The 23,870-nt window shown below is 66.5% G+C and carries 25 protein-coding genes and 2 pseudogenes; 15 read left to right on the forward strand and 12 right to left on the reverse strand.

Translation table 11 applies throughout. The features are described from left to right. From LMJ29_RS09640 to LMJ29_RS09655, 4 genes and pseudogenes are all read right to left on the reverse strand, one after another. The gene (locus LMJ29_RS09640; RefSeq protein WP_229605309.1) at positions 1 to 516 is read right to left on the reverse strand and encodes a hypothetical protein; all 516 of its coding nucleotides are present in this window, start codon (positions 514 to 516) and stop codon (positions 1 to 3) included. A 139-nt stretch (positions 517 to 655) separates the two neighbouring features. Continuing rightward, positions 656 to 925 carry a hypothetical protein gene (locus LMJ29_RS09645; RefSeq protein ID WP_229605310.1) on the reverse strand — a complete coding sequence of 90 codons (270 nt, stop codon included), beginning with the start codon at positions 923 to 925 and terminating at the stop codon, positions 656 to 658. Positions 926 to 1,026: 101 nt separating this feature from the next. Beyond that, on the reverse strand, positions 1,027 to 1,410 hold the full coding sequence (locus LMJ29_RS09650; protein ID WP_229605311.1) for a hypothetical protein: 384 nt from the start codon (positions 1,408 to 1,410) through the stop codon (positions 1,027 to 1,029). A 329-nt stretch (positions 1,411 to 1,739) separates the two neighbouring features. After that, positions 1,740 to 2,039, reverse strand: a pseudogene (locus LMJ29_RS09655) (helix-turn-helix domain-containing protein); the annotation flags it as partial. Positions 2,040 to 2,089: 50 nt separating this feature from the next. On the opposite strand from LMJ29_RS09655, the pseudogene LMJ29_RS09660 reads away from it, so the two are divergent. Continuing rightward, positions 2,090 to 2,209, forward strand: a pseudogene (locus LMJ29_RS09660) (MFS transporter); the annotation flags it as partial. Between the two features lie 92 nt (positions 2,210 to 2,301). On the opposite strand, the gene arsN2 reads toward LMJ29_RS09660, so the two are convergent. The 7 genes from arsN2 to LMJ29_RS09695 form a co-directional block, all read right to left on the reverse strand. Then, positions 2,302 to 2,955 carry an arsenic resistance N-acetyltransferase ArsN2 gene (gene arsN2 / locus LMJ29_RS09665; protein WP_229605312.1) on the reverse strand — a complete coding sequence of 218 codons (654 nt, stop codon included), beginning with the start codon at positions 2,953 to 2,955 and terminating at the stop codon, positions 2,302 to 2,304. A 50-nt stretch (positions 2,956 to 3,005) separates the two neighbouring features. Continuing rightward, on the reverse strand, positions 3,006 to 3,422 hold the full coding sequence (locus LMJ29_RS09670; protein WP_229605313.1) for a hypothetical protein: 417 nt from the start codon (positions 3,420 to 3,422) through the stop codon (positions 3,006 to 3,008). A gap of 70 nt (positions 3,423 to 3,492) precedes the next feature. Further along, positions 3,493 to 3,951: a DUF5990 family protein gene (locus LMJ29_RS09675; protein WP_229605314.1), complete on the reverse strand. Its 459-nt coding sequence runs from the start codon at positions 3,949 to 3,951 to the stop codon at positions 3,493 to 3,495. A gap of 123 nt (positions 3,952 to 4,074) precedes the next feature. Next, positions 4,075 to 4,440: a lysozyme inhibitor LprI family protein gene (locus LMJ29_RS09680; protein WP_229605315.1), complete on the reverse strand. Its 366-nt coding sequence runs from the start codon at positions 4,438 to 4,440 to the stop codon at positions 4,075 to 4,077. 277 nt (positions 4,441 to 4,717) lie between these two features. Beyond that, complete coding sequence (locus LMJ29_RS09685; protein WP_229605316.1) at positions 4,718 to 5,644, reverse strand: TauD/TfdA dioxygenase family protein; 927 nt, start codon at positions 5,642 to 5,644, stop codon at positions 4,718 to 4,720. Between the two features lie 20 nt (positions 5,645 to 5,664). Continuing rightward, positions 5,665 to 6,435 carry a class II aldolase/adducin family protein gene (locus LMJ29_RS09690; protein WP_229605317.1) on the reverse strand — a complete coding sequence of 257 codons (771 nt, stop codon included), beginning with the start codon at positions 6,433 to 6,435 and terminating at the stop codon, positions 5,665 to 5,667. 266 nt (positions 6,436 to 6,701) lie between these two features. Then, complete coding sequence (locus LMJ29_RS09695; RefSeq protein WP_229605318.1) at positions 6,702 to 7,769, reverse strand: AraC family transcriptional regulator; 1,068 nt, start codon at positions 7,767 to 7,769, stop codon at positions 6,702 to 6,704. A 467-nt stretch (positions 7,770 to 8,236) separates the two neighbouring features. Here LMJ29_RS09695 and LMJ29_RS09700 point away from each other — a divergent pair, with 467 nt between their 5' ends. From LMJ29_RS09700 to LMJ29_RS09745, 10 genes are all read left to right on the forward strand, one after another. Next, a complete protein-coding gene (locus tag LMJ29_RS09700; protein ID WP_229605319.1) occupies positions 8,237 to 9,127 on the forward strand; it encodes a VOC family protein in 891 nt (296 codons plus the stop codon). An 11-nt stretch (positions 9,128 to 9,138) separates the two neighbouring features. Further along, positions 9,139 to 10,017, forward strand: a complete 879-nt coding sequence (locus LMJ29_RS09705) for a CoA transferase subunit A (RefSeq protein ID WP_229605320.1) — start codon at positions 9,139 to 9,141, stop codon at positions 10,015 to 10,017. A 12-nt stretch (positions 10,018 to 10,029) separates the two neighbouring features. Next, complete coding sequence (locus LMJ29_RS09710; protein WP_229605321.1) at positions 10,030 to 10,836, forward strand: CoA-transferase subunit beta; 807 nt, start codon at positions 10,030 to 10,032, stop codon at positions 10,834 to 10,836. A 10-nt stretch (positions 10,837 to 10,846) separates the two neighbouring features. After that, a complete protein-coding gene (locus LMJ29_RS09715) occupies positions 10,847 to 11,767 on the forward strand; it encodes an enoyl-CoA hydratase (RefSeq protein ID WP_229605322.1) in 921 nt (306 codons plus the stop codon). Further along, positions 11,764 to 12,861: an NAD(P)H-dependent flavin oxidoreductase gene (locus LMJ29_RS09720; RefSeq protein ID WP_229605323.1), complete on the forward strand. Its 1,098-nt coding sequence runs from the start codon at positions 11,764 to 11,766 to the stop codon at positions 12,859 to 12,861. The genes LMJ29_RS09715 and LMJ29_RS09720 overlap by 4 nt, the downstream gene beginning before the upstream one ends. A gap of 31 nt (positions 12,862 to 12,892) precedes the next feature. Continuing rightward, positions 12,893 to 13,645: an enoyl-CoA hydratase family protein gene (locus LMJ29_RS09725; RefSeq protein WP_229605324.1), complete on the forward strand. Its 753-nt coding sequence runs from the start codon at positions 12,893 to 12,895 to the stop codon at positions 13,643 to 13,645. Between the two features lie 9 nt (positions 13,646 to 13,654). Beyond that, positions 13,655 to 14,812 (forward strand): acyl-CoA dehydrogenase family protein, encoded by a 1,158-nt coding sequence (locus LMJ29_RS09730; RefSeq protein ID WP_229605325.1) that lies wholly within the window; start codon positions 13,655 to 13,657, stop codon positions 14,810 to 14,812. A 10-nt stretch (positions 14,813 to 14,822) separates the two neighbouring features. Continuing rightward, complete coding sequence (locus LMJ29_RS09735) at positions 14,823 to 15,881, forward strand: acyl-CoA dehydrogenase family protein (RefSeq protein WP_229605326.1); 1,059 nt, start codon at positions 14,823 to 14,825, stop codon at positions 15,879 to 15,881. Between the two features lie 3 nt (positions 15,882 to 15,884). After that, a complete protein-coding gene (locus LMJ29_RS09740) occupies positions 15,885 to 17,036 on the forward strand; it encodes an acetyl-CoA C-acetyltransferase (protein WP_229605327.1) in 1,152 nt (383 codons plus the stop codon). A 310-nt stretch (positions 17,037 to 17,346) separates the two neighbouring features. Further along, entirely contained in the window at positions 17,347 to 18,225 is an 879-nt protein-coding gene (locus LMJ29_RS09745; protein ID WP_229605328.1) for an SDR family oxidoreductase, read from the forward strand. A 34-nt stretch (positions 18,226 to 18,259) separates the two neighbouring features. Here the strand turns inward: LMJ29_RS09745 and LMJ29_RS09750 are convergent, their stop codons facing one another. Then, complete coding sequence (locus LMJ29_RS09750) at positions 18,260 to 19,759, reverse strand: Fic family protein (RefSeq protein ID WP_229605329.1); 1,500 nt, start codon at positions 19,757 to 19,759, stop codon at positions 18,260 to 18,262. 227 nt (positions 19,760 to 19,986) lie between these two features. On the opposite strand from LMJ29_RS09750, the gene LMJ29_RS09755 reads away from it, so the two are divergent. The 4 genes from LMJ29_RS09755 (at position 19,987) to LMJ29_RS09770 (ending at position 23,867) form a co-directional block, all read left to right on the forward strand. Then, positions 19,987 to 20,772 (forward strand): SDR family oxidoreductase, encoded by a 786-nt coding sequence (locus LMJ29_RS09755; protein ID WP_229605330.1) that lies wholly within the window; start codon positions 19,987 to 19,989, stop codon positions 20,770 to 20,772. A gap of 10 nt (positions 20,773 to 20,782) precedes the next feature. Beyond that, positions 20,783 to 21,241, forward strand: a complete 459-nt coding sequence (locus tag LMJ29_RS09760) for a MaoC family dehydratase (RefSeq protein ID WP_229605331.1) — start codon at positions 20,783 to 20,785, stop codon at positions 21,239 to 21,241. A 14-nt stretch (positions 21,242 to 21,255) separates the two neighbouring features. Beyond that, positions 21,256 to 22,470, forward strand: coding sequence for an acetyl-CoA C-acyltransferase (locus LMJ29_RS09765; RefSeq protein WP_229605332.1), 1,215 nt, complete (start codon positions 21,256 to 21,258; stop codon positions 22,468 to 22,470). Positions 22,471 to 22,892: 422 nt separating this feature from the next. Further along, positions 22,893 to 23,867, forward strand: coding sequence for a YCF48-related protein (locus LMJ29_RS09770; RefSeq protein ID WP_229605333.1), 975 nt, complete (start codon positions 22,893 to 22,895; stop codon positions 23,865 to 23,867). Positions 23,868 to 23,870: the final 3 nt, after the last annotated feature.

Genomic DNA, 23,870 nt, shown 5'->3' on the forward strand with positions numbered 1-23,870 from the left:
CTATACATCCTCCTCAGCTTCAAAACTCAGCGTCAGGCATTCTAGACGCGTAGGGATAACGAAGAGCAAGCCGTTTCTGGAGTCCGATGTCTTATAGCTCAATTTGAAAACTTCCTCAGCCTCAAAATCATTACTGGCCATCCGGATCATTTCCATTACTTGCCAGGCGAGGTTGTAATTTATTGCCTTTAGTGCCTCCTGTTCTGCTATGGATTCTTTGTATTCATTGGGAAGCAAGACCTTCTCTAACTCGTCATGCATGCGACGCACCCAGTTTTTTACAGAAACCGCCTTGCTGAATGAGTAAACTGGAACATCTAGATCGGGGAAGTCTTCCGCAAAGCCACTAGAGTAGCCAGAAAATAGATCTGCCACTGATTCGTCAATTCTTGTAATGTCTAGCTTTGCAGTGCGTGCACATGCGCGATAGCGCCGAAAGCATTGGGTGATTGACGATAGCGCGTCAACGTATCCGTCGATTCTGCTAACTATCGTTTCAAGTTCAAGTGCATCCAATGCGATGTTTCCTGAGATTTATAGTGCTTAAGTTAAAGGGCGGACGCTGCATGCGCGCGTCCCCGTGAATAAAGCGAACGGCTTGAACCGTATGTTGGAAATTTCAGTCACCGGAGCACCGTATGGAGATTTTATTGCGTTAGGAGTAGCTAAAAAACTGAGCAAGCCGTAGTGCGGTAGCGGAAAACGCTTTTCCGCCTTGGTTTTCGTAACGTTCATGCAGAGTCAGAATCTCGTGAGTCAATTCGCTAGATTGCTCGGGACCCAAGGTGAAGTCTGAGTAAAACTTTGCCCGAATTGCGTTGAGTTGCGGGAAGTCAGTGATAGCCTCCGCTGAAAACGCAAAAAGGTATTCCTCATGGCTCTGGATTGCCTCATGGCGCGCACCAGCATACATGTCGAATGCCATAGAGGGGCCTCTCATTTCCTAACGTTTAAACTGGCAGGCAGACCAAAGCGTAGCTTTTTTGCTGCCCAACGAACAAAGTGCGCAGCAGTTGAGCTGCATTGTCAGAGAAACGCCCGCTTTAATTTTTGTAAATGCCCGAGAGCGGACGCCAGGGAGAACATGAAAGAAAATTTTAGAATGACTATAGCTGCGATGCCCAGCTGTGAAATTTTCTCTTGTACTCCATAGGTTTGAGTTGAAACCAGAATGATGCCGAGGAGGCAGAAAATAGACCCATAAAACGCACCGGCGACAGCAGCATTTTTGAGTGGGAAAAGCTTAGACTTGTAACCAGTGACGAAGCCGCCTGCTAACCATGGAAGGTTATAGATAGTTTCCAGCACGAATCCTGCAAGGTGGTTGCCCAGGGTAGCCTTGAGGAGCTTAACAATCAGAAGTGCAATTGCCGCTGCGCCTAGCCCAAGTAGTATCGGGTTACGTTCCATGTTTTCCTCAAGCTATTATTAGGCGCCAAATGGCATATCACACCTTGCCAGGCTTGGTGGCTAAACTGCAGCAGCGACTTCTCGCGACCGCTCTGCGCTGCGGCTTCCGGAGAAGCTTGAGGGGTAAAGGATGTGACACACCACAGCACCAACTCCCTTTGCAACCGCTGATCGGGTGCCCTTGAGCCTACCGCGCCACCCACGGAAAAAACAGATGGGGTGGAGGCATCCACCCGAGAACCCGGTCAATCCCTTGTAGGGGCGAATTCATTCGCCAGCATGGCCCACCAAGGCGAATGAATTCGCCCCTACAAACCGGAAAATCGGCTTTATGCGCCTGCCTGGGCAACCTGGCTGGCAACGCGCCTGAGTTCCTCGATATCCCGCTTGGGCGATGCGCCGAACATTCGGCCGTACTCGCGGCTGAACTGGGAGGGGCTCTCGTAGCCGACGGCGAAGGCGGCCGAGCTCGATACGTCCTGGTTCTCCGACAGCATCAGCCGGCGCGCCCCGCCCAGGCGCAGCCACTTCTGGTACTGCAGCGGGCTCATCGCGGTGATCTGCTTGAAGTACTGGTGGAAGGTCGAGGGGCTCATCTTCACCGAGGCGGCCAGCTTCTCTACGCGCAAAGTCTGCCGGTGATGGCGGCGCCGTGGGCTCCACGGCGCTTTGCGTGGCGATGCTGATCGCCTCCGAATTCCTGCCGGTCAGCCTGCTGACCCCGATTGCCGCCGACCTGCAGGCCACCCAGGGATCGGCCGGGCAGGCCATCTCGATGCCCGGTTTGTTCTCGGTGCTCTGGCTCTTGCAGCGCTGGTCACAGGGGATGGCAGCCGGATCAGGCGGGAGGTGCGGGGGTGAGATGAAGGCCGGCGACCGGAAGGCCTTTACTCACCCACTTATGGGGAATAAGCCCGCACCGACGAGGCTCTTGGAGAGGAAAGCCGCAGAAGCCGGACAAAGGCCCGTGAACTGCGGCGTGGCTTTGATGGCGGTCGGCGCGGTGCTGCGAGATGCCTGCCGGTAACCCAGCTTCGCAAAGAACCGCTCTGCCGTCGTGGTGAGAAGAAACAACTCCTCAACTCCCCGGGCGACCGCAAAGGATTCGGCGTAAGCAACCAGTTCCGCACAGAGACAGCGACCACGGAAGGCAGGGGCAACCGCCAGCGAACGTAGCAACCCAACCGGCGAATGGATTTCCAGACCGATAACGGCCACCAAGGCCCCATTATCCCGGACACCGAAGAACTGAGGCGGTGACGAAGATGAGATGTCTTCTACGGGCAATTTACACTGGGACAGGAGGGCGATTACGTCCGGGATCGATAGTTCAGGAGTGATAGGCATCTTATGCGGGCTACCGTTTGAGTTGAGCCGGTCGCTGAGCGCGAGCGGGCGCGAGCGATTGGGTTGGACATTGTTCTCAAGCGCACGAACACACGCCTCGTCGTCGAAACCGTGCAGCACGGCGCTCAGCAGATAGACATCCTTCGGGCCGCGCGGTGGCGGCAGCGCGTCGAAGACATTCGCCGCCTCGAAGCGCATTCGCGTCAGACAGGCGCTCTCGCCGCGCCCGAATTTTTAGCCGCCCCATGTTATTCGCACGGCAACGTCCTTGGCTGGGAAATATTACTGACGGCCTGAAGAATGGCGGTATCGAAGCCATCTCCCTCCCCAGCATGGGGCGTGTATTTCGTGACTTGCACAGCAGCTTCGCCCCTATAGCCACAGCTGCCTTCTTTCGCTTCTCGAGGAATATCCAATAGTTTCTTGGACTCCATATCGTTCGTGAAGCAGAACCAGGCCAAGCGCTTATCGGTTTGTGCGCGCGGCAGTAATTGGGCGGACTCAGCGGACGGATAGAAACATACCAGCCCGCCAAGCATTTCGAGGCTTGTCGGATCGGTGCGATATTCAAAGCGCCCAGACAATGCAAGGCCTGAATCGGCCATGCATTCTCCGGCAAACAAGAGGGCGGTAAGGACTGCAGAGACGGTGGCGCGCATATTCATAGGGGCTAACGCTCGATATTGACTGGCGTCCCGTGAGCGAAGCCCGTGGGACATCCGGTGGATGGAAGGGTCAGGCGAGATGGGGCACGGCGCTCCACACGACCGCATGCGGCTTCACCGAGGCGCACACTGGACCGCCATCGTCCATCGTGCCAAGGACGCGGGCCTCGATGACTCCCTCAGCGGTAGAGAGCGCGGACTCGATGACTTGAAGGGGAATGGCGGCCAGCTTCAGCTTGGCTCGGCGCGTCCAGGGTGAGTCCGCCTGTCCTGCAAGGGTGCCGGAGTTGATGTAAACGAAGCGGTCCGAGGAGGGGCCTTGCGCAAACTCCCCCACGAAGTTGACTGAGCCGTCCGGCAGCGGCGAACCCAGGCGAAGCGAGAACTCGAACTGAATGATCTCTCGCTGATTCGCCAACGGCTCAAGCAGGTCCGACCTGCCGCGTTGCACTGCGAATCGAACACCGGAGGGTGGGTCCACTACAAGGATCCGCATTCGCACCGACTGCGTGGGTTTGGATTTGCTCATGGCGAGAACCTCTTGCCTAACGCTTGGTTAAGGGCTGCAGAACGCAGTCCCGAGCTGGCGAAGCGAGTGGCTTGAGCCAGTTTTTAGAGGGAATTTGTATAGTGGCAAGCACTGCATAACAGTTCAGTAGCCATATTGGTTCATATCTTCCGTAAAGGATTTCGCCAGCCGGTTACGGCAGTCAGACTCATTTGCGCTTTCCCACTCACCACCATACGTTTCACTCATTGAAAGGCAGAATGTGCGCCTGAACTCTTCCCAGTGTACCTTTGCCTCCTGCAAGTTCTTAAGGGCTTCTGTGCCGTCTTGGCCAGGTTCCTGCTCAGCCTCCTTAAGCAATTGAGCAAACCTTGCGCTCATGGTGTGCTCATCCTTTCCCCAGCGCTCAATACTGCTCTCGGCATATTCCGCTTGCGATAAAGCAAAAACCGAACCAGAGGCAAGCATTATAAGTGCAGTTATTATTTTTTCTTTGCAAGCCCATGCCATGACCAATAGAGCCTCTAACTGTTATTAGACACCAAATGGTGAATAACACCCTGAACGGGCGTGGTGGATAAACCGCAGCAGTGTTTTCCCGCTACCGCTCTGCGCTGCAGCTTTCGAGGAGATACAGGAGGGTAGAGAAGGGGATACATCACGGCAGCAACTCCCTTTGCACAAGCCGTTCGGATGCCCCGAGCCTACCTTGCCATCCACAAATAAAACAACCGGGACGCTCGTCGCAGTCCCGGTCGTTTTCAGCCATCAAGCCATGCGCGGCGATTTATTCCCTACTCAACACCCGACCCAGCATCCGATCCCCCTCGATGGTGGTGCGGTTGATCACCCGGCGTACGCCCGGTTTGGTGCCGGTGGTGCAGTGCATGGCGCGCCAGTTGTCCCAGAGGACCATGTCGCCCTGGCGCCACTGGTGGAAGTAGTGGAATTCCGGCTTGCGGGTATGCGCCACCAGGCGTTCGAGCAGTTCGATGGCTTCGTCGTTGCACAGACCGAAGCGCTGCGGGGTGATGATGCGGTCGAGGAACTGCTCGACCACGCCGAGCACCTTGCGGCCGCTGACCGGATGGGTGAGCACCGCCGGGTAGACCGCATCGGCGAAGTCCGGGAAGCCGATATCCGCGGGCTTCTTCGGTAGGCCGGGGCCCGGCACGTAGCCGTCCAGGTCGACGTAGCGCATATGGCGGCGCTGCATGCTGAACGAGTAGGCCACCTCCAGCTTCTCCAGCAGCGTCTTGGTCTGGTCGTCGAGGGCGTCGTAGGCCTTGGCCAGGTCGCCGAAGCCGGTCATGCCGTCTTCGCGGGCGACTTCCACGGCGGTCAGCACGGCGCCGTGGTTGGGGCGGCCGGTGTAGTGCAGGTCGATGTGCCAGTCGAGCCGGCCGACGATCTCCTCGCCGTGGTAGAAGGCGGTGGTGAACCTGTCCTTGGCGCCGCTGTTCTCCAGCACGAAGAGTTCCGGGTACTCATCCGAGGTGGTGACCTTGAGCGGGTGCATCTCCAGCTTGCCGAACAGGCAGCTGAAGCGGATCTGGCTCTCCGGGGTGATCTGCTGGTCGCGGAACAGCAGGATAGCGTGCTCGTACCACAGCGCCTTCAGCTCGGCCTGCAGCGCCTCGCTGTAGGGGCCGTTGATGTCGAAGCCGGAGACTTCGACGCCGACGTTGTTCAGGGGGGTGACGATGAGGCCCATGGTTGCTCTCCTTATTGTCGTTATTCGAGGACGGACGGGTCGTTGCGCAGTTCGCGGCGGGCCATCGCTTCCCAGAGGAAGGGGAAGCCGTTGGCGTCGGCCATCGCCAGGCGTTCGACCACCTCGTCGGCCAGCGGGCGACCGCCGCCGGCCAGCTTGACCTCGTAGGCGCGGCGGCAGCGCCATTCCAGGGTTACCACCCGCAGGTGGGCCTGACGCAGGTCGCGGCCGACCACCAACGCGCCATGGTTGGCCAAGAGCGCCCACTTGGCATCGCCCAGCGCCTCGGCGGCGGACAGGCTGACCTGCTGCTTCTCGAAGGTGCCGGCGTAGTCGTCGTACAGCGGCAGCTCGACGCCGCAGTAGGCACCGGACTGATCAAAGACCGGCGGCACCTGCTGCAGGTCGGCCCAGATGCCGCTCCACCGGGCGTGGTTGTGGATCACCACGTTGGCGTCGGGACGCAGCTCGTGCAGCTGCAGGTGCAGTCCGAGCGCCGGGGTGACGTTCCAGTCGCTGTCGAGGACCTTGCCGTGGCGGTCGAGGGTGACGATGTCGCTGGCGCGCAGCTCGTCCCAGGCCAGCTCCCAGGGGTTGGTGAGGATCGTGCCGTCGCTCTGGCGCACGGTGATATGCCCGGCGATATGGTCGTCCCAGCCCTCGCGCCTGAGCATCCGGCACATCAGCGCGACCTGCGCCTTGGCGCTCAGTTCGGGCAGCAGCGGGCGGGCGCCGGGGTTGGGGGCGAACTTCTCGAGCAGTTGGGCGTTGATGCCCTCGGTTCTTTGCATGGCGGTGCTCCGGTGGTGGCGGGGTGGCTCTTGTCGTGGGATCGATGCTAGAGCCGGGGGCCGGTGCGGGCATTGCCGATGCGGTCAGTTCGATGGCCGATCAGGCCATCCTGGGGGGCAGGGCGGGCCAGTCGCCGCGCGGGGTCTGGTCACAGTCCCTGTAGGGGCGAATTTATTCGCCAAGGGGTGCGAAGCAGCCCCCGAATCGTCAATGGCAGACCTCTGGTCTGCTTGGCGAATAAATTCGCCCCTACACTAACCGGCGCTCAGCCGAGCAGCCGCTCGCGGAAGGCGCTGGGCGAGAGCCCGGTCCACTTCTTGAAGGCGCGGAAGAAGCCCGAGTTGTCGGCGTAGCCGAGCTGCTGGGCGATGCGGGTGATGCTCTGGGTCGGATCGCTGAGCGCCCGCCGGGCATGGATCTCGCGCACCTGGTCGACCAGTTGCTGGTACTGCCAGCCCTGGGCGAGCAGCTTGCGGCTCAGGGTGCGCGGGCTGCAGTGCAGGGCGCTGGCCGCCGCGGCCAGGTCCGGCGGCTCGGCCGGGTTGGCGACGATCATCTGCGACAGCCGCCAGGCCACGTCGCCCTGGTTGCGCTCGATGCTGCGCCGCTCGCACAGGCCGGCGTAGAGGGCGGCGCTCTGCGGGCTGGCGTGGGGCAGGGGCTGGTCGAGGATGGCGGCGTCGAAGAACAGCTGGATGGTCGGGGCATCGAACTGGATCGGGCAGCCGAACACCGCGCGGTACTGCTCGGCGTGCGCGGGCGCGGGGAAGTCGCAGCGCAGGCGGGTGACCGGCAGCGGGCGACCCAGCACCCAGCGGGCGGTTGCGACGATGCTGCCCAGCACGTCCTCCACGGCGAGCAGGCGCAGCGGGCCGAGGTCGTCCTGGACGTGGACCTGGTAGCACCCCTGGCCCTCGATCTCGCTGAACGCGGTGACGATCGAGCGTCCGGAGAAGCGCCCCGGATAGTTCTGGTAGCGCAGGCCGATCTCGCTCGCCTCGCGCAGCGTGCTGCTGCTCATCATCAGGTAGCCGAGCTGGTCGAGGGTGGCCAGCGAGCGCTGGATGCCCAGTTGCAGGCCGAGGCCGCCATTGCCGCTCAGTTGCAGCGCATCGAGCAGCAGCGCGCGGTGCAGCTCGGCGCTGATCAGGGTATCGGGCTGCAGCAGGGCCTTGCCGTCGAGCCGGTGCCGGCGCGCCAGCTGCGCGCTGTCGATGCCCTGGCCCTGCAGGAAGTCGAGCAGCCAGACGATATAGCGGGAGTCGGTATTGATAGGGGCCTCCGGGTGGTCTGCCTTGGCGGGGTGTCCTGGCGCATGAATTCGCCCCAACAAGCCATTCGAATCCGCGGACGCCCGAAGCGGGGCCCAGGCGCTCGCGGTGCCGCCGGTGCGGGTGCGCTTGAATAGAGGGCCAAGTGTGCAAGCCGGTCCTGCGGCGGTAATCCTCGAAATGGACTAGAGCTTCGACCCGCAGGCGGCTGTCCAGACGCTTGAGGAAGGCGCGGCCGATGGCGCGTCTGTGCCGGCAGTCGCGGAGAAAGTCGGGCAGGGCGCGGAAGGTCCGTGGTCCTCCAGTCCCGCAAACAGCACCTGCGGATCCGCCTATTCGGCGAGCGCCCGGCAGCCGACCTCGCCGGCACCTTTTACTCCTGCTTGCCACTCGACTCGGCCACATGGCGTCGCCTGTCGGCGCAGGGCTACGCCACCTCCCTTTGCTTAGTCTCAACGGACGATGAGTCCCTGGCGTGGCCTGCTCAGAATCGCTCCAAGTCATGAAACGACCTTTCAGGAGCAGGGGCATGATCGACATCCGTGGATTGAGTTATTTCGTTGCCCAGGTCGGCAATCTCGGCGACTGGCAGTGCTACGCCGAGGACGTGCTGGGCATGCCGACCAGCCCCGCGCCGGGCGGCGGCCTGTACGTGAAGATGGACGAGCGGCCGTTCCGCATGCTGGTGGTCGAGGGCGATGCGCCGCGCTACCTGGCCTCGGGCTGGGAGCTGGCCAATGGGGCGGCGTTCCGCAACGCCATCGCGCACCTCGAGGCCAAGGGCGTCAAGTGGCAGGCCGGCAGCGCCGAGGAGATCGAGCAGCGCGGCGTGCAGGCGCTGGCCATCGTCGTCGATCCGGCGGGCAACCGGCACGAGCTGAGCTGGGGCCATCGCTCCGACTGCCTGCCGTTCGTCTCGCCGCAGGGCGTGCCGCGCTTCGTCACCGGCGCCATGGGCCTCGGTCACACCGTGCTGCCGGCGCCGAACTTCGACGCCACCCTGGCTTTTGCCACCGAGGTGCTCGGCTTCGAGGTCTCCGACATCTTCAACTTCCGCCCGGACCCCAGCGCCCCGGCGACCCGCATCCACTTCCTGCACTGCGCCAACGCCCGCCACCACAGCCTGGCGCTGGCCGAGTACCCGGTGCCGAGCGGCTGCGTGCACGTGATGGTCGAGGTCGACTCGATGACCGAGGTGGGCCGCGCCCACGACCGCATGCAGGCGCACGGGGTGGCGCTGTCGGCGACCCTCGGCCAGCACCTCAACGACCGCATGACCAGTTTCTACATGAAGACCCCCTCGGGCTTCGACCTGGAGTACGGCTACGGCGGCCTGCAGCTCGACTGGGCCGAACACAGCGCCTTCGAGTTCACCCGCGTGAGCATCTGGGGCCACGACTTCTCCGCCGGCCGGCAATAAGGAGCACATAGATGAACAAGCAACTGACGGCGGCCGATGCGGTCGCCCAACTGCGCGACGGCATGACCGTCGGCTTCGGCGGCTGGGGCCCGCGGCGCAAGCCGATGGCCATCGTCCGCGAGATCCTCCGCTCGGACGTCAAGGACCTCACCGTGGTCGCCTACGGCGGTCCCGAGGTCGGCATGCTGTGCGCCGCCGGCAAGGTGAAGAAGCTGGTGTTCGGTTTCGCCACCCTCGACGCCATCCCGCTGGAGCCCTGGTACCGCAAGTGCCGCGAGGCCGGCCAGCTCACCGAGCTGATGGAGCTGGACGAGGGCATGTTCGAGTGGGGCCTGCGCGCCGCCGGCATGCGCCTGCCGTTCCTGCCGACCCGCTGTGGCCTGGCCACCGACGTGCTGACCCACAGCCCGGAGCTGAAGACCGTGCAGTCGCCCTACGCCGACGGCGAGGTGCTGCTGGCCATGCCGGCGCTGAACCTCGACGTGGCCTTCCTGCACGTCAACGACGCCGACCGCCTGGGCAACACCCTGGTGACCGGCCCGGACCCGTACTTCGACCACCTGTTCGCCCGCGCCGCCCAGCAGTGCTTCGTGTCCTGCGAGCGCCTGCACGAGCGCTTCGCGTTGACCGCCGAGCAGGCGCGCAACAACACCTTCGAGCGCTACCTGGTAACCGGCGTGGTGCACGCGCCCTTGGGCGCCCACCCGACCTCCTGCCCGTCCGACTATGGCTGGGACATGAGCCACTTCAAGCGCTACGCCGCCAGCGCGGCGGAAGAGGGCGGCTGGCAGGCCTACGTCGACGAGTTCGTGAACGTGAGCGAGTCGGCCTACCAGGAAAAGAACGGCGGCGCCGAGCGCCTGGGCAAGCTGCCCCTGCCGGTGTTCTGAGGAGAACGAGCGATGACCGATACCTGTGATTTCACCCTGGCCGAACTGCTGATCGTCGCCGCCTCGGAAGCCTGGCGCGGCAACGGCGAGGTGCTGGCCTCGGGCCTGGGCGTGATCCCGCGCCTGGGCGCGAGCCTGGCCAAGCTCACCCACAGCCCGGAACTCTTGATGACCGACAGCGAGGCGTTCCTGGTCGAGGAGCCGATCCCGCTCGGCCCGCGCGGCGACTACGTGCCCAAGTACTCCGGCTGCATGAGCTTCGAGCGCGTGTTCGAGTGCGTGTGGGGCGGCCGCCGCCACGCGATGATCGGCCCGACCCAGGTCGACCGCTGGGGCCAGACCAACCTGTCCGCGGTCGGCGACTACCGCCAGCCGAAGATCGCCATGCTCGGCGTGCGCGGCCTGCCGGGCAACAGCATCAACCACATCAACTCGTTCTTCATCCCCAGCCACAACAAGCGGGTGTTCGTCGCCGGCGAGGTGGACATGGTCTCCGGCGTCGGCTTCAAGGCCGAGCGCTGGGAGCAGGGCGTGCGCCGCGACCTGATGGACATCCGCCGCGTGGTCACCGACCTGTGCGTGATGGACTTCGAAGGCCCCGACCGTGCGGTGCGCGTGCGCTCGCTGCATCCGGGCGTGACCTTCGAGGAAGTGCAGGACAACACCGGCTTCCCGCTGCTCAAGGCCGACGACATGGGCGAAACCGCCCATCCGACCGCCGAGCAGCTGGCGATCATCCGCCGCCTCGACCCGCACGACCTGCGTGCCTCCGCCCTCAAGGGCAATCCGCCCGGCATCCGTGCCGCCACCCCGGCCTGAGGAGTCGACCATGAGCGTCCCGAGCAGCGACAGCGAATTCGTCACCCGCGCCGATGCCTCGGTCTACGAGACCGACGAGCCGGTGCTCTACAGCGTGGCCGATGGCATCGCCACCCTGACCATGAACCGTCCGGGGTTCAACAACGCGCAGAACTCGCAGATGACCTACGCCCTCGACGCGGCCCTGCGCCGCGCCGTGGACGACGACGCGGTCAAGGTCATCGTGCTGTGTGGCGCCGGCAAGCACTTCTCCGCCGGCCACGACATCGGCACGCCGGGACGCGACATCAACAAGCCGTTCGAGCGTGCCCACCTGTGGTGGGACCACACCAACAAGCCCGGCGGCGAGTACCTGTACGCCCGCGAGCAGGAGGTTTACCTCGGCATGTGCCGGCGCTGGCGCGAGCTGCCCAAGCCGACCATCGCCATGGTGCAGGGCGCCTGCATCGCCGGCGGCCTGATGCTGGCCTGGGTCTGCGACCTGATCGTGGCCAGCGACGACGCCTTCTTCCAGGACCCGGTGGTGCGCATGGGCATTCCGGGAGTGGAGTACTTCGCCCATCCCTACGAGATGAACCCGCGCATCGCCAAGGAATTCCTCATGTGCGGCGACCGCATGCCGGCCAGCCGTGCCTATGAGGTGGGCATGGTCAACCGCGTGGTGCCGCGCGACGAGCTTGCCGCCACCACCTACGCGCTGGCTTTGAGGATCGCCGGCCAGCCGCGCATGGGCCTGGCGCTGACCAAGCAGGCGATCAACCACGTCGAGGACCTGGCCGGCAAGCGCACCGCCATGGACGCGGTGTTCGCCTGGCACCACTTCGCCCACGTGCACAACGAGCTGCTGTCCGGCGACAAGCTGGGCGGCTATGACGCCAAGGCCATGGCCAAGGCCAACAAGCAGGCCGCCAGCGAAGGGGAAAGCGCATGAGTGCCCTGCTGCAGACCCCGCTGACCGAGGCGCTCGGCTGCCGCTACCCGATCGTGCAGACCGCGATGGGCTTTGTGGCCGACGCCAACCTGGTGATCGCCACCACCCGCGCGGGCGGTTTCGGCTTCCTCGCCGGGGCGACCATCCCGGCCGCCGAGCTGGAAGGCGAGATCCAGAAGGTGATCAAGGCCACCGGCGGTAGCAACTTCGGCCTCAACTTCCACATGTTCCAGGAAAACGCGGCGCAGTGCGTGGATCTGGCGATCCAGTACCGCCTGCGCGCGGTGAGCTACGGCCGCGGTCCGGACAAGCAGACCATCGCCCGCTTCAAGGCCGCCGGCGTGCTGTGCATCCCCACCGTCGGCGCGCTCAAGCACGCGCAGAAGGCCGTGGAGCTGGGCGCCGACCTGATCACCATCCAGGGCGGCGAGGGCGGCGGCCACACTGGCGGCGTGCCGACCACCATCCTGCTGCCGCAGGTGCTCGATGCGGTCAAGGTGCCGGTGATCGCCGCCGGCGGCTACTCCACCGGCCGCGGCCTGGCCTCGGCGCTGGCCGCCGGCGCCGCCGGCATCGCCATGGGTACGCGCTTCCTGATGACCAGCGATTCGCCCACCCCCAAGGCGACCCTGCAGCGCTACCTGGCGGTCAACGACCCGCAGCGCATCCGCGTCACCCTGGCGGTGGACGGCATGCGCCACCGGATGATCGACAACCCGTTCATCAACCGCCTGGAAGGCGCCGGGCCGTTCGGCCGCCTGCGCATCGCCCTGGGCAGCGCCTGGCAGTGGAAGCAGCAGACCGGCATGAGCCTCACGCACATGCTCGGCGTGCTGCGCCAGGCGCTCAAGGAAGACCCGGGCGCGGTGTCGCAGACGGTGATGGCCGCCAACCAGCCGGTGCTGCTGCAGCGCTCGATGGTCGACGGTTACCCCGACGAGGGGATCCTGCCCAGCGGCCAGGTGGCCGCCGCCATCGGCGAGCTGCAGAGCTGCCAGCAACTGATCGACGAGATGGTCGCCGAGGCCGAGCGCTGCCTGGCCGCGCTCTGCGCCCGCCAGGCAGCGGCGAAGACCGCGCCGGCCATCTCCTGAACCCCGCCATGCCTACCAGGAGCCAACAACAATGAGCCAGGCATTCACTACCCGTATCGAGGCGGGCATTGCCGAACTGACGATCGCCAAGCCGCCGGTCAACGCGCTGGACAGCCAGGAATGGCTGGCGCTGGCGCGCTCGATCGACGAGCTGGGCGCCAATCCCGAGGTGCGCGTCATCGTCATCCGCGCCGAGGGCCGCGGCTTCTGCGCCGGGGTCGACATCAAGGAGCTCGACGCCCATCCCGAGCGCATCGTCGCGGTCAACAAGGGCAACTACGAGACCTTCCGCGCCGTGCACCGCAGCCCGGTGCCGGTGATCGTCGCGGTGCACGGCTTCGTGCTCGGCGGCGGCATCGGCATCACCGGCGCGGCCGACATCGTGGTCGCCGCCGAGTGCGCCACCTTCGCCCTGCCGGAAGTCGACCGCGGCGCCATGGGCGGCGGCGCCCACCTGCAGCGCCTGTTCCCGGTGCAGAAGGTCCGCTACCTGTTCTTCACCGGCGAGAAGATCGGCGCTCGGGACGCGGAGCGCTACGGCTTTATCGAGCGCGTGGTACCGAAGGAAGAGCTGCGCGAGGCCGCCCTGGAGATCGCCGCGAAGATCGCCGCCAAGAGCCCGGCGATGATCCGCATCGCCAAGGAAGCCCTCAACGGCATCGAGGACGGCAACCTCGAAGACAAGTACCGCTGGGAGCAGGGTTTCACCCTGCAGGCCTACACCAGCCCGGACTCCGCGGAGACCCGCCGGGCCTTCGTCGAGAAGCGCGACGCCAAGTTCTGAGGACGCACCATGGATCTTGCCTATACCCCCAAACAGAAGGCCTTCCGCGCCGAGGTGCGGGCCTGGCTGGCGGACAACCTGCCGCGCGAGCCACTGGCCAGCTACGACACCCGTGAAGGCTTCGAACAACACCGCGAATGGGAAAGCCGCCTGTTCGACGCCCGCCTGTCCATGGTGATGTGGCCGGCCGAGCTGGGCGGACGCGGCTGCGACCTCACCGAATGGCTGATCTTCGAGGAGGAGTACTACGGCGCCGGCGCGCCGATGCGCGTCAACCAGAACGGCCAGCTGCTGCTCGGCCCGACCCTGATGGAGTTCGGCACCGAGGAGCAGAAGCAGCGCTTCCTGCCGCGCATGGCCGCCAGCGCCGACATGTGGGCGCAGGGCTGGTCGGAGCCGAACGCCGGCTCGGACATGGCGGCGATCACCAGCAAGGCGATCCGCGACGGCGACCACTACGTGCTCAACGGCCAGAAGACCTGGTCGACCCGCGCGATCTTCGCCGACTGGCTGTTCGGCCTGTTCCGCAGCGACCCGGCCTCCAGCCGCCACCACGGCCTGAGCTTCCTGCTGGTGCCGCTGGACACCCCCGGCGTGACCATCCGCCCGATCAAGGCGCTCAACGGCAAGGACGCCTTCGCCGAAGTGTTCTTCGACGACGTGCGCGTGCCGGTGGAGAACCGCATCGGCGCCGAAGGGCAGGGCTGGCACGTGGCCATGGCCACCGCCGGCTTCGAGCGCGGCCTGCTGCTGCGCTCGCCGGCCCGTTTCCAGGCCACCGCGCGCAAGCTGGTCGAGCTGTACCGCGCCAACCAGGCCAGCGCCGACCGCGACCCAAGCATCCGCGAGGCGGTCAGCCAGGCGTGGATGGACGCCGAGGCCTACGCGCTGTCCGCCTACCACACGGTCGGCCGCCTGGCGCGCGGCGCGCGCATCGGCGCCGAGTCGAGCACCAACAAGATCTTCTGGTCCGAACTGGACCTGCGCATGCACGAGACGGCGATGCGCATCCTCGGCGCGCGCGGCGAGCTGCTGGAGAACGCGGAGGGCGAGGCCAACTACTGGCTGGAGGGCTTCCTGTTCGCCCAGGCCGGGCCGATCTACGCCGGCACCAACGAGATCCAGCGCAACATCATCGCCGAGCGCATGCTCGGCCTGCCGAAGTAAGGAGCGGGCCATGGACTTCACCTTCAACGACGATCAGCTCGCCTTCCGCGAGGCGATCAGCCGCTTCCTGATGACCGAGGCGGCCCCCGAGATGCTGCGCGACGTCTGGGAAACCGACGCCGGCCGCTCCCCGGAGCTGCGCACCAAGATCGCCGAGCAGGGCCTCACCGCCCTGTCGGTTCCCGAAGCCTGCGGCGGCCTGGGCATGGACGACGTCGCCTGGTCGCTGATGACCCAGGAGCTGGGCTACTACGCGATCCCCGATTCGCTGGCCGACACCGCCTACGTGGCAGCCGGTCTGCTGACCGCACTGGGCGCCGATGTCGCCGGTCGCGACGAGACCCTGGCGCAGATCGCCGACGGCAGCATCCGCGTCGCCGTCGGCCATCCGGTCAACCCGCTGGTGGCCGACGCCCACCTGGCCAGCCACCTTCTGCTCGCCCACGGCGACGAGGTGCACCTGGTGCCGCGCCAGCTGGTCGACGTGGTCGCCACGCCGAGCATCGACGCCTCGCGCCGCCTAAGCCAGGTGGTCTGGGAGCCGACTTCGGCGACCCGCGTGGCCGCAGGCGAGCAGGGCCGCGCGCTGTGGGCGCAGACCCTGGATCGCGGCGCCCTGGCGGTGGCCGGCCAGGCCCTCGGCCTGGCCCAGCGCATGCTCGACCTGTCGGTCGACTACGTCGCCCAGCGCAAGCAGTTCGGCAAGCCGATCGGCAGCTTCCAGGCGGTCAAGCACCACCTGGCCGACGTCGCCACCCAGATCGAGTTCGCCAAGCCGGTGCTCTATCGCGCCGCCCACGCCCTGGCCAACGGCGCCCGCGACGCCGCGGTGCACGTCTCCCACGCCAAGCTGGCCTGCGCCGAGGCGGGCTGGCTGTCGGCCCGCCACGGCATCCAGGTGCACGGCGCCATGGGTTACACCTGGGAAGTCGACCTGCAGATGTTCATGAAGCGCGCCTGGGCGCTGGACGCCTCCTGGGGCGACCGCGCCTTCCACAAGTCCCGCGTGGCCGCCTGCGTGCTGGCCGACGGCGCCCCGCTGGGGCCGGGCCATACCTTCGAGGAGTGAACCATGGCCGAAGCCTATATCGTCGACGTCCTGCGCAGCCCGACCGGCAAGCGCAAGGGCGGTCTGTCCCACGTGCACGCCATCGACCTCGGCGCCCATGTGCTCAAGGCGCTGGTCGAGCGCAATCCGATCCCGGCCTTCGAGTACGACGACGTCGTGTTCGGCTGCGTCGACACCATCGGCTCGCAGGCCGGTGACATCGCCCGCACCAGCTGGCTGGCCGCCGGCCTGCCGCTCAACGTGCCGGGCACCACCGTGGACCGCCAGTGCGGTTCCTCGCAGCAGGCCATCCACTTCGCCGCCCAGGCGGTGATGAGCGGCACCCAGGACGTGGTGGCGGTCGGCGGCGTGCAGACCATGACGCAGATCCCGATCTCCTCGGCGATGCTGGCCGGCCAGCCGCTGGGCTTCGCCGACCCGTTCTCCGGCAGCAAGGGTTGGCAGGCGCGCTTCGGCGACCAGCCGGTCAACCAGTTCTACGCCGCCCAGCGCATCGCCGACCACTGGGGTATCAGCCGCGAACAAATGGAAGCCTTCGCCCTGGAGAGCCACCAGCGCGCCCTGAGCGCCATCGCCAAAGGCCGCTTCACCCGCGAGATCGTCCCGCTGGAAGGCGTCTGGTACGACGAGACGCCGCGCGAGACCACCCTGGAGAAGATGGCCAGCCTGGAGCCGGTGGGCGCGGAATATCCGTCGATCACCGCCGCGGTATCCAGCCAGACCTGCGACGCCTCGGCGGCGCTGCTGATCGTTTCCGAGGCGGCGCTCAAGCGCTACGGCCTGACCCCGCGGGCGCGCATCCACCACATCAGCGTGCGCGGCGACGACCCGATCTGGCACCTCACCGCGCCGATCGAGGCGACCCGCTTTGCGCTGAAGAAGGCCGGTATGACCATGGCCGACATCGACCGCGTGGAGATCAACGAGGCGTTCGCCTCGGTGGTGATGGCCTGGGCCAAGGAGCTGGACTACGACCCGGCGCGCACCAACGCCAACGGCGGCGCCATCGCCCTCGGCCACCCGCTGGGCGCCACCGGCGCGCGGCTGATGACCACGCTGCTGCACGAACTGGAATGCACCGGCGGCCGCTACGGCCTGCAGACCATGTGCGAGGGCGGCGGCCAGGCGAACGTGACCATTATCGAAAGGCTTTAACTCCGGCCGCGATCAACCGTAGGTGATTGATCGTGCCCACGCTCCAGCGTGGGTACGCAGCCCGGGCCGCTCTGCGGCCACGGGCGCGGAGCGCCCGCCCAGGGGGCTCCCACGCAGGAGCGTGGGAGCCATCACTGACAGTGAACCAATCGATCGTGCCCACGCTCCAGCGTGGGTACGCAGCCCGGGCCGCTCTGCGGCCACGGGCGCGGAGCGCCCGCCCAGGGGCTCCCACGCAGGAGCGTGGGAGCCATCAGGAATGGGGGGCGCCGACTGCTGACCCGAATATAGAGAACAAGGACAACAAACCATGGCTATCTGTGCAGGAAGAACCGTGATCATCACCGGCGCCGGCGGCGGGCTGGGCCGCGCCTACGCGCTGGCCTTCGCCGCCGAGGGCGCCAACGTGGTGGTCAACGACATTCGTCAAGCCGCCGCCGACGACGTCGCCGGCGAGATCCGTGCCGCCGGCGGGCAGGCCATCGCCAACGCCGACGACATCACCCGCCTGGAAAGCGCCCAGCGCATCGTCGACGCCGCCCTGGCGGCGTTCGGCGAGGTGCACGTGCTGGTCAACAACGCCGGCATCCTGCGCGACCGCATGTTCCTCAGCCTCAGCGAAGAAGACTGGGACCTGGTCATGCAGGTGCACCTCAAGGGCCACTTCTGCCTGGCCAACATCCTCGCCCGCCGCTGGCGCGACCAGGCCAAGGCCGGCCAGATGGTCGACGCGCGGATCATCAACACCAGCTCCGGCGCCGGCCTGCAGGGTTCGGTCGGGCAGTCCAACTACTCGGCCGCCAAGGGCGGCGTCGCCGCGCTGACCCTGGTGCAGGCTGCGGAACTCGCCCGCTACGGCGTCACCGCCAACGCCCTGGCGCCGGCGGCGCGCACCGCGATGACCGAGAGCGCCATGGCCGAAGTGGTGAAGAAGCCCGAAGACGGCAGCTTCGACCTGTGGGCGGCGGAGAACGTCGCCCCGCTGGTGGTCTGGCTGGGCAGCGCGCAATCGCGCCACGTCACCGGCCAGGTGTTCGAGAGCCAGGGCGGACGCATCTCCCTGGGCGACGGCTGGCGCACCGGCGTCACCCGCGACAAGGGCGCACGCTGGCTGCCGGAGGAAATCGGCGCGGCGGTCGACGAGATCCTCGCCGAAGCGCCCAAGGCGCAGAAGGTGTGGGGGACCTGAGGGCAGGAGGCTGACGCCGGCCCTGGCTTCAGCCTCAGGCCGACGGGGAACTCTCGCCGTCCTGGGCGGCGAGCTGTTCCCTGGCGAGCTGCTCGATGCAGTCGAACACCGCCTCCGGCACCGTGTACTGGAACTGCCGGCGGCGGTTCTGCGACACCACCCCGTTGTTGCTCAGACACATCATCACCAGGTTGGCGAGATCGCTGCCGCGCACGTCGTAGCGCTCGTCCACGGCCCTGTAGACCGCATCGTAGCGGGCGAGGAACAGGGTTTCCTCGTGCAGCTCGACCTCCAGCGCCCGCCGGGCCATCTCCAGGGTGAAGGCCACGCCCAGGGTGGCATCCCAGTAGCGGTATATGGCGGGATGGCCGACGAACTCGAACGTCAGGTTCTCGGCATCCAGCCAGCGCACCTCCCAGAACTCGCGGGCCGCCCGCGAGAAGTCCTGCAGGGCATCCAGATAGCGCTTCTCTTCCCGTTTCATGGCCACCGAGACCGGCAGCAGCAGGCCGTTCTCCAGCGCGCCGGCCCGGCACAGGCTGTGATGGACCAGGAAGCGCGACAGGCGGCCGTTGCCGTCCATGAAGGGGTGCAGCAGCACGAAGCCGAACGAGACGACGCCGGCCGCCACCAGCGGGTCGATCGCGGAGGCCGCGTCGTTGGCGAAGGCCATCAGCTCGTCCATCAGCTCGCGGCACAGCTCGGGAGGCGGCGGCACATAGGTGACGCCCGCGGCGCCGCGGGAGCCGTTGCTCAGGTAGTTCTGTTCGTGACGGAAGGCCGCCGCCAGATCCAGCGGATTGCTCACGGCGGCATTCTGCAGACCGACCAGATAGTCCTCGCTGAGCGGACGGCGGTCATGGGCCTGGCGCAGCAGACGGATGAAGCGCCTGGACTTCTCCTCGCTGGCCGCCTCGCGCTCGATGGCGAAGGAATCCCTGGTTTCGTGCAGGTAGGCCCAGTTGATCGCGCGATCCATCATCACCGGCGGCAGGGACTGGATGAAGGCTCGGGCCCGGCCGAGGATGTCGTGGCCGAGCAGCTCCTCGATCTCCGCGGTGCGCTCGACGGTTGCGCAGTAGTTCAGGCTGCCGATGCCGTTGAACTCGACCCGCCAGCGCGAATTGCGCCGGGCGGGACCGGTGACATAGCGCTCGGGGTCGAACAGCGGGATGAACTTGCCGGCCACCGGCTTCGGCTGGGCGATCTGCACGCCGGTGAAAGCCTCGCGCAGGAAACAGGCCTTGCGCAGGTAGATGCCATTCGGCGCGCTCGCCAGGGCGGCCTCGAAGACCGCCACCGGAATCTCCGGCAGGGCCTGGGCCAGTACGCTGAGGTTGATGCCTTCGTGCTTGATCGCGAAGAGCACGTGGCCGAGGTGGTCGCCCTCGGCCGGGGCCATGGCTTGTGGCACCGAAAGGGTGTCGCCTATTCTCGTCAGGCGGGTCACCGGCCGTACCTGCGCCGGGCAGCGCAGCGGCAAGGCGGCCAGTTTCAGGGCATCCAGCAGATAGCCATAGCCAACGGCGCTCATCGTTCCCCCGGTTTTCGCACAGTTTTTCCGTTGCCCGGCAGATTCTCTTGAGCGAGCACGGAAAATCTTCAGATTTCGCGAGTATGCGCATTTTTTCTTAACTTCGCAGCCGACCTGATCGCGCAAACGCCAGCGCCTGCGTTTCCCACTCCCGTCCATATTGACGATGTGACGCCCCCGAACGCCCCGTATACCTGTGGCAGACCCTGAACAATGAGGTTTCTGCCATGCGACAAGCTCCCCCCTACGTGCCCGGCCACCAGCTGCTGGCCGGCAAGTCCGTTCTGATCACCGCCGCCGCCGGCGCCGGCATCGGCTTCGCCGCCGCCAAGCGCTGTGCGGAGGAGGGCTGCCGGACGCTGATGATTTCCGACATCCACCCGCGCCGTCTGGAAGAGGCGGTCGAGCGCCTCAAGGCGGAGACCGGGCTTGCCGCGGTGTACGGGCAGCTGTGCAACGTCGCCGTGGAAGAAGAAGTGCAGGCGCTGATCGCCGCCGCCGAGGAGAGCCTGGGCGGTGTCGACGTGCTGATCAACAACGCCGGCCTCGGCGGCCAGAAGCGCGTCACCGAGATGAGCGACGAGGAGTGGTCGCGGGTCCTCGACATCACCCTGACCGGCACCTTCCGCATGACCCGCGCGATGCTGCCGCACATGCAGGGCCGCGGCCGCGGGGTGATCGTCAACAACGCCTCGGTGCTCGGCTGGCGCGCCCAGAAGGAGCAGGCCCACTACGCTGCGGCCAAGGCCGGGGTGATGGCGCTGACCCGTTGCAGCGCCCTGGAGGCCGCCGAGTTCGGCGTGCGCATCAACGCGGTATCGCCGTCGATTGCCCTGCACGACTTCCTCAAGAAGGCCTCCAGCGAGGAGCTGCTCGCCCAGCTGGCCAGCCGCGAGGCCTTCGGCCGCGCCGCCGAGGTCTGGGAAGTGGCCAACGTGATGGTCTTCCTGGCCAGCGACTACGCCTCCTACATGACCGGCGAAGTGCTGTCGGTCAGCTCCCAGCAGGCCTGAGGAACGCGCCATGACCACCGTCTTTTCCAGCGCCGAACAACTGCTCGCCGCCCAGGGCCGGGAGCTGGGCGCCACCGACTGGATCGAGATCGACCAGGCGCGGGTCAACCTGTTCGCCGAGGCCACCGGCGACCACCAGTGGATCCACGTCGACCCCGAGCGCGCCGCCAGCGGCCCGTTCGGCGGCTGCATCGCCCACGGCTACCTGACCCTCTCCCTGGTCAACCTGTTCCTGCCGCAGCTGATCCAGGTCGACAACCTGCGCATGGGCGTCAACTACGGCTGCGACCGCGTGCGCTTCCCTGCGGCGGTCAGGGTCGGCGCACGCGTGCGCGGCCGCGCCGAGATCGTCGGCGTCGAGGCGATCGGCGCGGCGGTGCAGGCCACCGTGCGCGTCAGCGTCGAGATCGAGGGCGGCGAGCGCCCGGGCTGCGTGGTCGACACCATCAGCCGCTACACCTTCAACTGAGCGAGAGATTCCCCATGCAAGCCAATCCGAACGATGCGGTGATCGTATCCACCGCGCGCACCGCGCTGACCAAGTCCTTCCGCGGCTCCTTCAACGATACCGAGGCGCCGGTGCTCGGCGGCCACGTGGTGCGCGCGGTGGTCGAGCGCGCCGGCATCGAGCCGGGCGCGGTGGAGGACGTGATCATGGGCGCGGCGGTGCAGCAGGGCACCCAGGCCTACAACATCGGCCGCCTGTGCGCCTACACCGGCGGCCTGCCGGACACGGTGCCGGGCATGGCGCTGGACCGCATGTGCGCCTCCGGCCTGATGACCATCGGCGTCGCCGCCAAGGGCATCATGACCGGCGAGCTGAGCGTGGCGGTGGCCGGCGGCGTCGAGTCGCTGTCGCTGACCCAGACCAAGCACAAGAACAGCTACCGTGCGCAGTCGCTGGCGGTGCAGGAAGTGGTGCCGGCAGCCTACATCCCCATGCTGGAGACTGCCGAGATCGTCTCGCGCCGCTACGGCATCTCGCGCGCCGCCCAGGACGAGTATTCCCTGCAGAGCCAGCAGCGCACCGCCGCGGCGCAGGCCGCCGGGCTGTTCGCCGACGAGATCGTGCCGCTCGCCGCGCGCAAGCTGTGCTTCGACAAGGAGGGCAACCCGACCGGCCACGAGGAAGTGCTCGCCACCCGCGACGAGTGCAACCGCCCCTCGACCACCCTGGAGGATCTGGCCGCGCTCAAGCCGGTATGGAAGGACGGCAAGTGGGTGCAGCAGGGCGAGTTCATCACCGCCGGCAACGCCTCGCAGTTCTCCGACGGCGCCGCGGCGACCCTGCTGATGAGCCGCGCCGAGGCGGCGCGCCGTGGTCTGGCGCCGCTCGGCGTGTACCGCGGCATCGCCGTGGCCGGCTGCGCGCCGGAGGAGATGGGCATCGGTCCGGTGTTCGCGGTGCCCAAGCTGCTCAAGCGCTTCGGCCTGACCGTGGCCGACATCGGCCTGTGGGAGATCAACGAGGCCTTCGCCTGCCAGGTGATCCACTGCCGCGACGTACTGGGCATCCCCAACGACCGCCTGAACGTCAACGGCGGCGCCATCGCCATCGGCCACCCGTTCGGCATGTCCGGCGCGCGCATGGTCGGCCACGCCCTGCTGGAAGGTCGCCGCCGCGGCGTGCGTTACGTGGTGGTGGCGATGTGCATCGGCGGCGGCATGGGTGCGGCTGGATTGTTCGAGATCGCCTGAGGCCGGGCGTTGTAGGGGCGAATTCATTCGCCGAGCAGGCCAACGGCCTGCGCTTGGTGGTTCGGGGGGCGCTTCGCGCCCCTTGGCGAATGAATTCGCCCCTACAGGGTCATGCGCTGGCCTCGCCCTCGGCGGCTTAGCGCCGCCGGATTGTTCGGACTCGCCTGAGTCCCAGCGCTGTCGGGGCGAATTCGTGCGCCCCGATGCCTCGCCAGCAAGGCGCATGAATTCGCCCCCGCAACCATCCGCCCCATCCCCCATCTGCGCCGGCGTACTCCTTATGGACGATGCCTGCGCAGGCTCCCCCTGCCGACTATCCGTTCGTGAGATCGCCTGCGTCGCCCCCGGACGTTCCGGCGGGCCATTACAAGAACAAGGGATAGGAAGCACATGAAAGCACTCAATCGTCTGTGGAGGTCGACATGCGCCAGTTGATCGCCTACGCCATGTCGGCGGTGGTCGCGGCGACCGCCGCGTACGCCTTCTCGCACCGCACACCGCCGCCCCTGCCGGCTACCCAGTTGCGCACCGACCGCCTGCTGATCAACGACATGGCGGTCGACGGCCGTCGCGTGGTCGCCGTTGGCGAGCAGGGCATCGTCCTCACCAGCGACGATCTGGGCGAAACCTGGCAGCAGGCCAGCATCGAGCCGCGCCGCAGCAGCTCGCTGACCGGCGTGGTGGTGCTCTCCGCCGACCACCTGGTGGCGGTCGGCCACGACGGCTGGATCCTGCGCTCCGAGAACGGCGGCAAGAGCTGGCAGGAGGTGCGGATCGACAGCGAGCTGGCCGAGCCGCTGCTCGGCGTCTGGGCCGGCGACGCCAACCACGTGGTGGCCTACGGCAGCTACGGCAAGTTCTTCGTCTCCGCCGACGGCGGCAAGACCTGGCAGGCCCGCGAGCTGCCGGTCGACGGCTATCACCTCAACGGCATGGACGGCGGCGCCGACGGCCGGCAGATGCTGGTCGGCGAGCAGGGCACGGTGCTGCGCTCGGCCGACGGCGGGCAGACCTGGGAGGCGCTGCCGGCCTTCTACAACGGCTCGCTGTTCGGCGTGGCGCGCCTGTCCACCGAGCGCTGGCTGGCCTATGGCATGCGCGGCCACGTGTTCGTCAGCCACGACTTCGGCCAGAACTGGACACAGATTCCGCTCGGCCATAGCTCGCCGCTCTACGGCCACGCCCGGCTGCCCGGTCAGACCGGGGTGCTGGTGGTCGGCGCCGGTGGGGTGGTCACCCGCTTCGACGGCCAGGGCCATCTGGTCGACAGCCTGCGCCTGAAGAGCCTGGGCACCCTGACCTCGGTATCGGCGCTCGACGAGCGGGTGCTGGTGGTCGGCGGCGAGCAGGGCGTGTTCAAGAGTTTCCGCGGCGGCGTAACCGTCGCGAAGGACTGAGGG

This window comes from Pseudomonas oryzagri (genome assembly GCF_020831405.1).
In the GTDB taxonomy this organism is placed as follows: Bacteria; Pseudomonadota; Gammaproteobacteria; order Pseudomonadales; family Pseudomonadaceae; genus Geopseudomonas; species Geopseudomonas oryzagri.

Coding starts and splice junctions, on each gene's coding strand:
- LMJ29_RS09645 (WP_229605310.1), bottom strand. CDS start 925: ATGGCATTCGACATGTATGCTGGTGCGCGCCATGAGGCAATCCAGAGC.
- LMJ29_RS09650 (WP_229605311.1), bottom strand. CDS start 1,410: ATGGAACGTAACCCGATACTACTTGGGCTAGGCGCAGCGGCAATTGCA.
- arsN2 (WP_229605312.1), bottom strand. CDS start 2,955: ATGCGCTTCGAGGCGGCGAATGTCTTCGACGCGCTGCCGCCACCGCGC.
- LMJ29_RS09670 (WP_229605313.1), bottom strand. CDS start 3,422: ATGAATATGCGCGCCACCGTCTCTGCAGTCCTTACCGCCCTCTTGTTT.
- LMJ29_RS09675 (WP_229605314.1), bottom strand. CDS start 3,951: ATGAGCAAATCCAAACCCACGCAGTCGGTGCGAATGCGGATCCTTGTA.
- LMJ29_RS09680 (WP_229605315.1), bottom strand. CDS start 4,440: ATGGCATGGGCTTGCAAAGAAAAAATAATAACTGCACTTATAATGCTT.
- LMJ29_RS09685 (WP_229605316.1), bottom strand. CDS start 5,644: ATGGGCCTCATCGTCACCCCCCTGAACAACGTCGGCGTCGAAGTCTCC.
- LMJ29_RS09690 (WP_229605317.1), bottom strand. CDS start 6,435: ATGCAAAGAACCGAGGGCATCAACGCCCAACTGCTCGAGAAGTTCGCC.
- LMJ29_RS09700 (WP_229605319.1), top strand. CDS start 8,237: ATGATCGACATCCGTGGATTGAGTTATTTCGTTGCCCAGGTCGGCAAT.
- LMJ29_RS09705 (WP_229605320.1), top strand. CDS start 9,139: ATGAACAAGCAACTGACGGCGGCCGATGCGGTCGCCCAACTGCGCGAC.
- LMJ29_RS09710 (WP_229605321.1), top strand. CDS start 10,030: ATGACCGATACCTGTGATTTCACCCTGGCCGAACTGCTGATCGTCGCC.
- LMJ29_RS09715 (WP_229605322.1), top strand. CDS start 10,847: ATGAGCGTCCCGAGCAGCGACAGCGAATTCGTCACCCGCGCCGATGCC.
- LMJ29_RS09720 (WP_229605323.1), top strand. CDS start 11,764: ATGAGTGCCCTGCTGCAGACCCCGCTGACCGAGGCGCTCGGCTGCCGC.
- LMJ29_RS09725 (WP_229605324.1), top strand. CDS start 12,893: ATGAGCCAGGCATTCACTACCCGTATCGAGGCGGGCATTGCCGAACTG.
- LMJ29_RS09730 (WP_229605325.1), top strand. CDS start 13,655: ATGGATCTTGCCTATACCCCCAAACAGAAGGCCTTCCGCGCCGAGGTG.
- LMJ29_RS09735 (WP_229605326.1), top strand. CDS start 14,823: ATGGACTTCACCTTCAACGACGATCAGCTCGCCTTCCGCGAGGCGATC.
- LMJ29_RS09740 (WP_229605327.1), top strand. CDS start 15,885: ATGGCCGAAGCCTATATCGTCGACGTCCTGCGCAGCCCGACCGGCAAG.
- LMJ29_RS09745 (WP_229605328.1), top strand. CDS start 17,347: ATGGCTATCTGTGCAGGAAGAACCGTGATCATCACCGGCGCCGGCGGC.
- LMJ29_RS09750 (WP_229605329.1), bottom strand. CDS start 19,759: ATGAGCGCCGTTGGCTATGGCTATCTGCTGGATGCCCTGAAACTGGCC.
- LMJ29_RS09755 (WP_229605330.1), top strand. CDS start 19,987: ATGCGACAAGCTCCCCCCTACGTGCCCGGCCACCAGCTGCTGGCCGGC.
- LMJ29_RS09760 (WP_229605331.1), top strand. CDS start 20,783: ATGACCACCGTCTTTTCCAGCGCCGAACAACTGCTCGCCGCCCAGGGC.
- LMJ29_RS09765 (WP_229605332.1), top strand. CDS start 21,256: ATGCAAGCCAATCCGAACGATGCGGTGATCGTATCCACCGCGCGCACC.
- LMJ29_RS09770 (WP_229605333.1), top strand. CDS start 22,893: ATGCGCCAGTTGATCGCCTACGCCATGTCGGCGGTGGTCGCGGCGACC.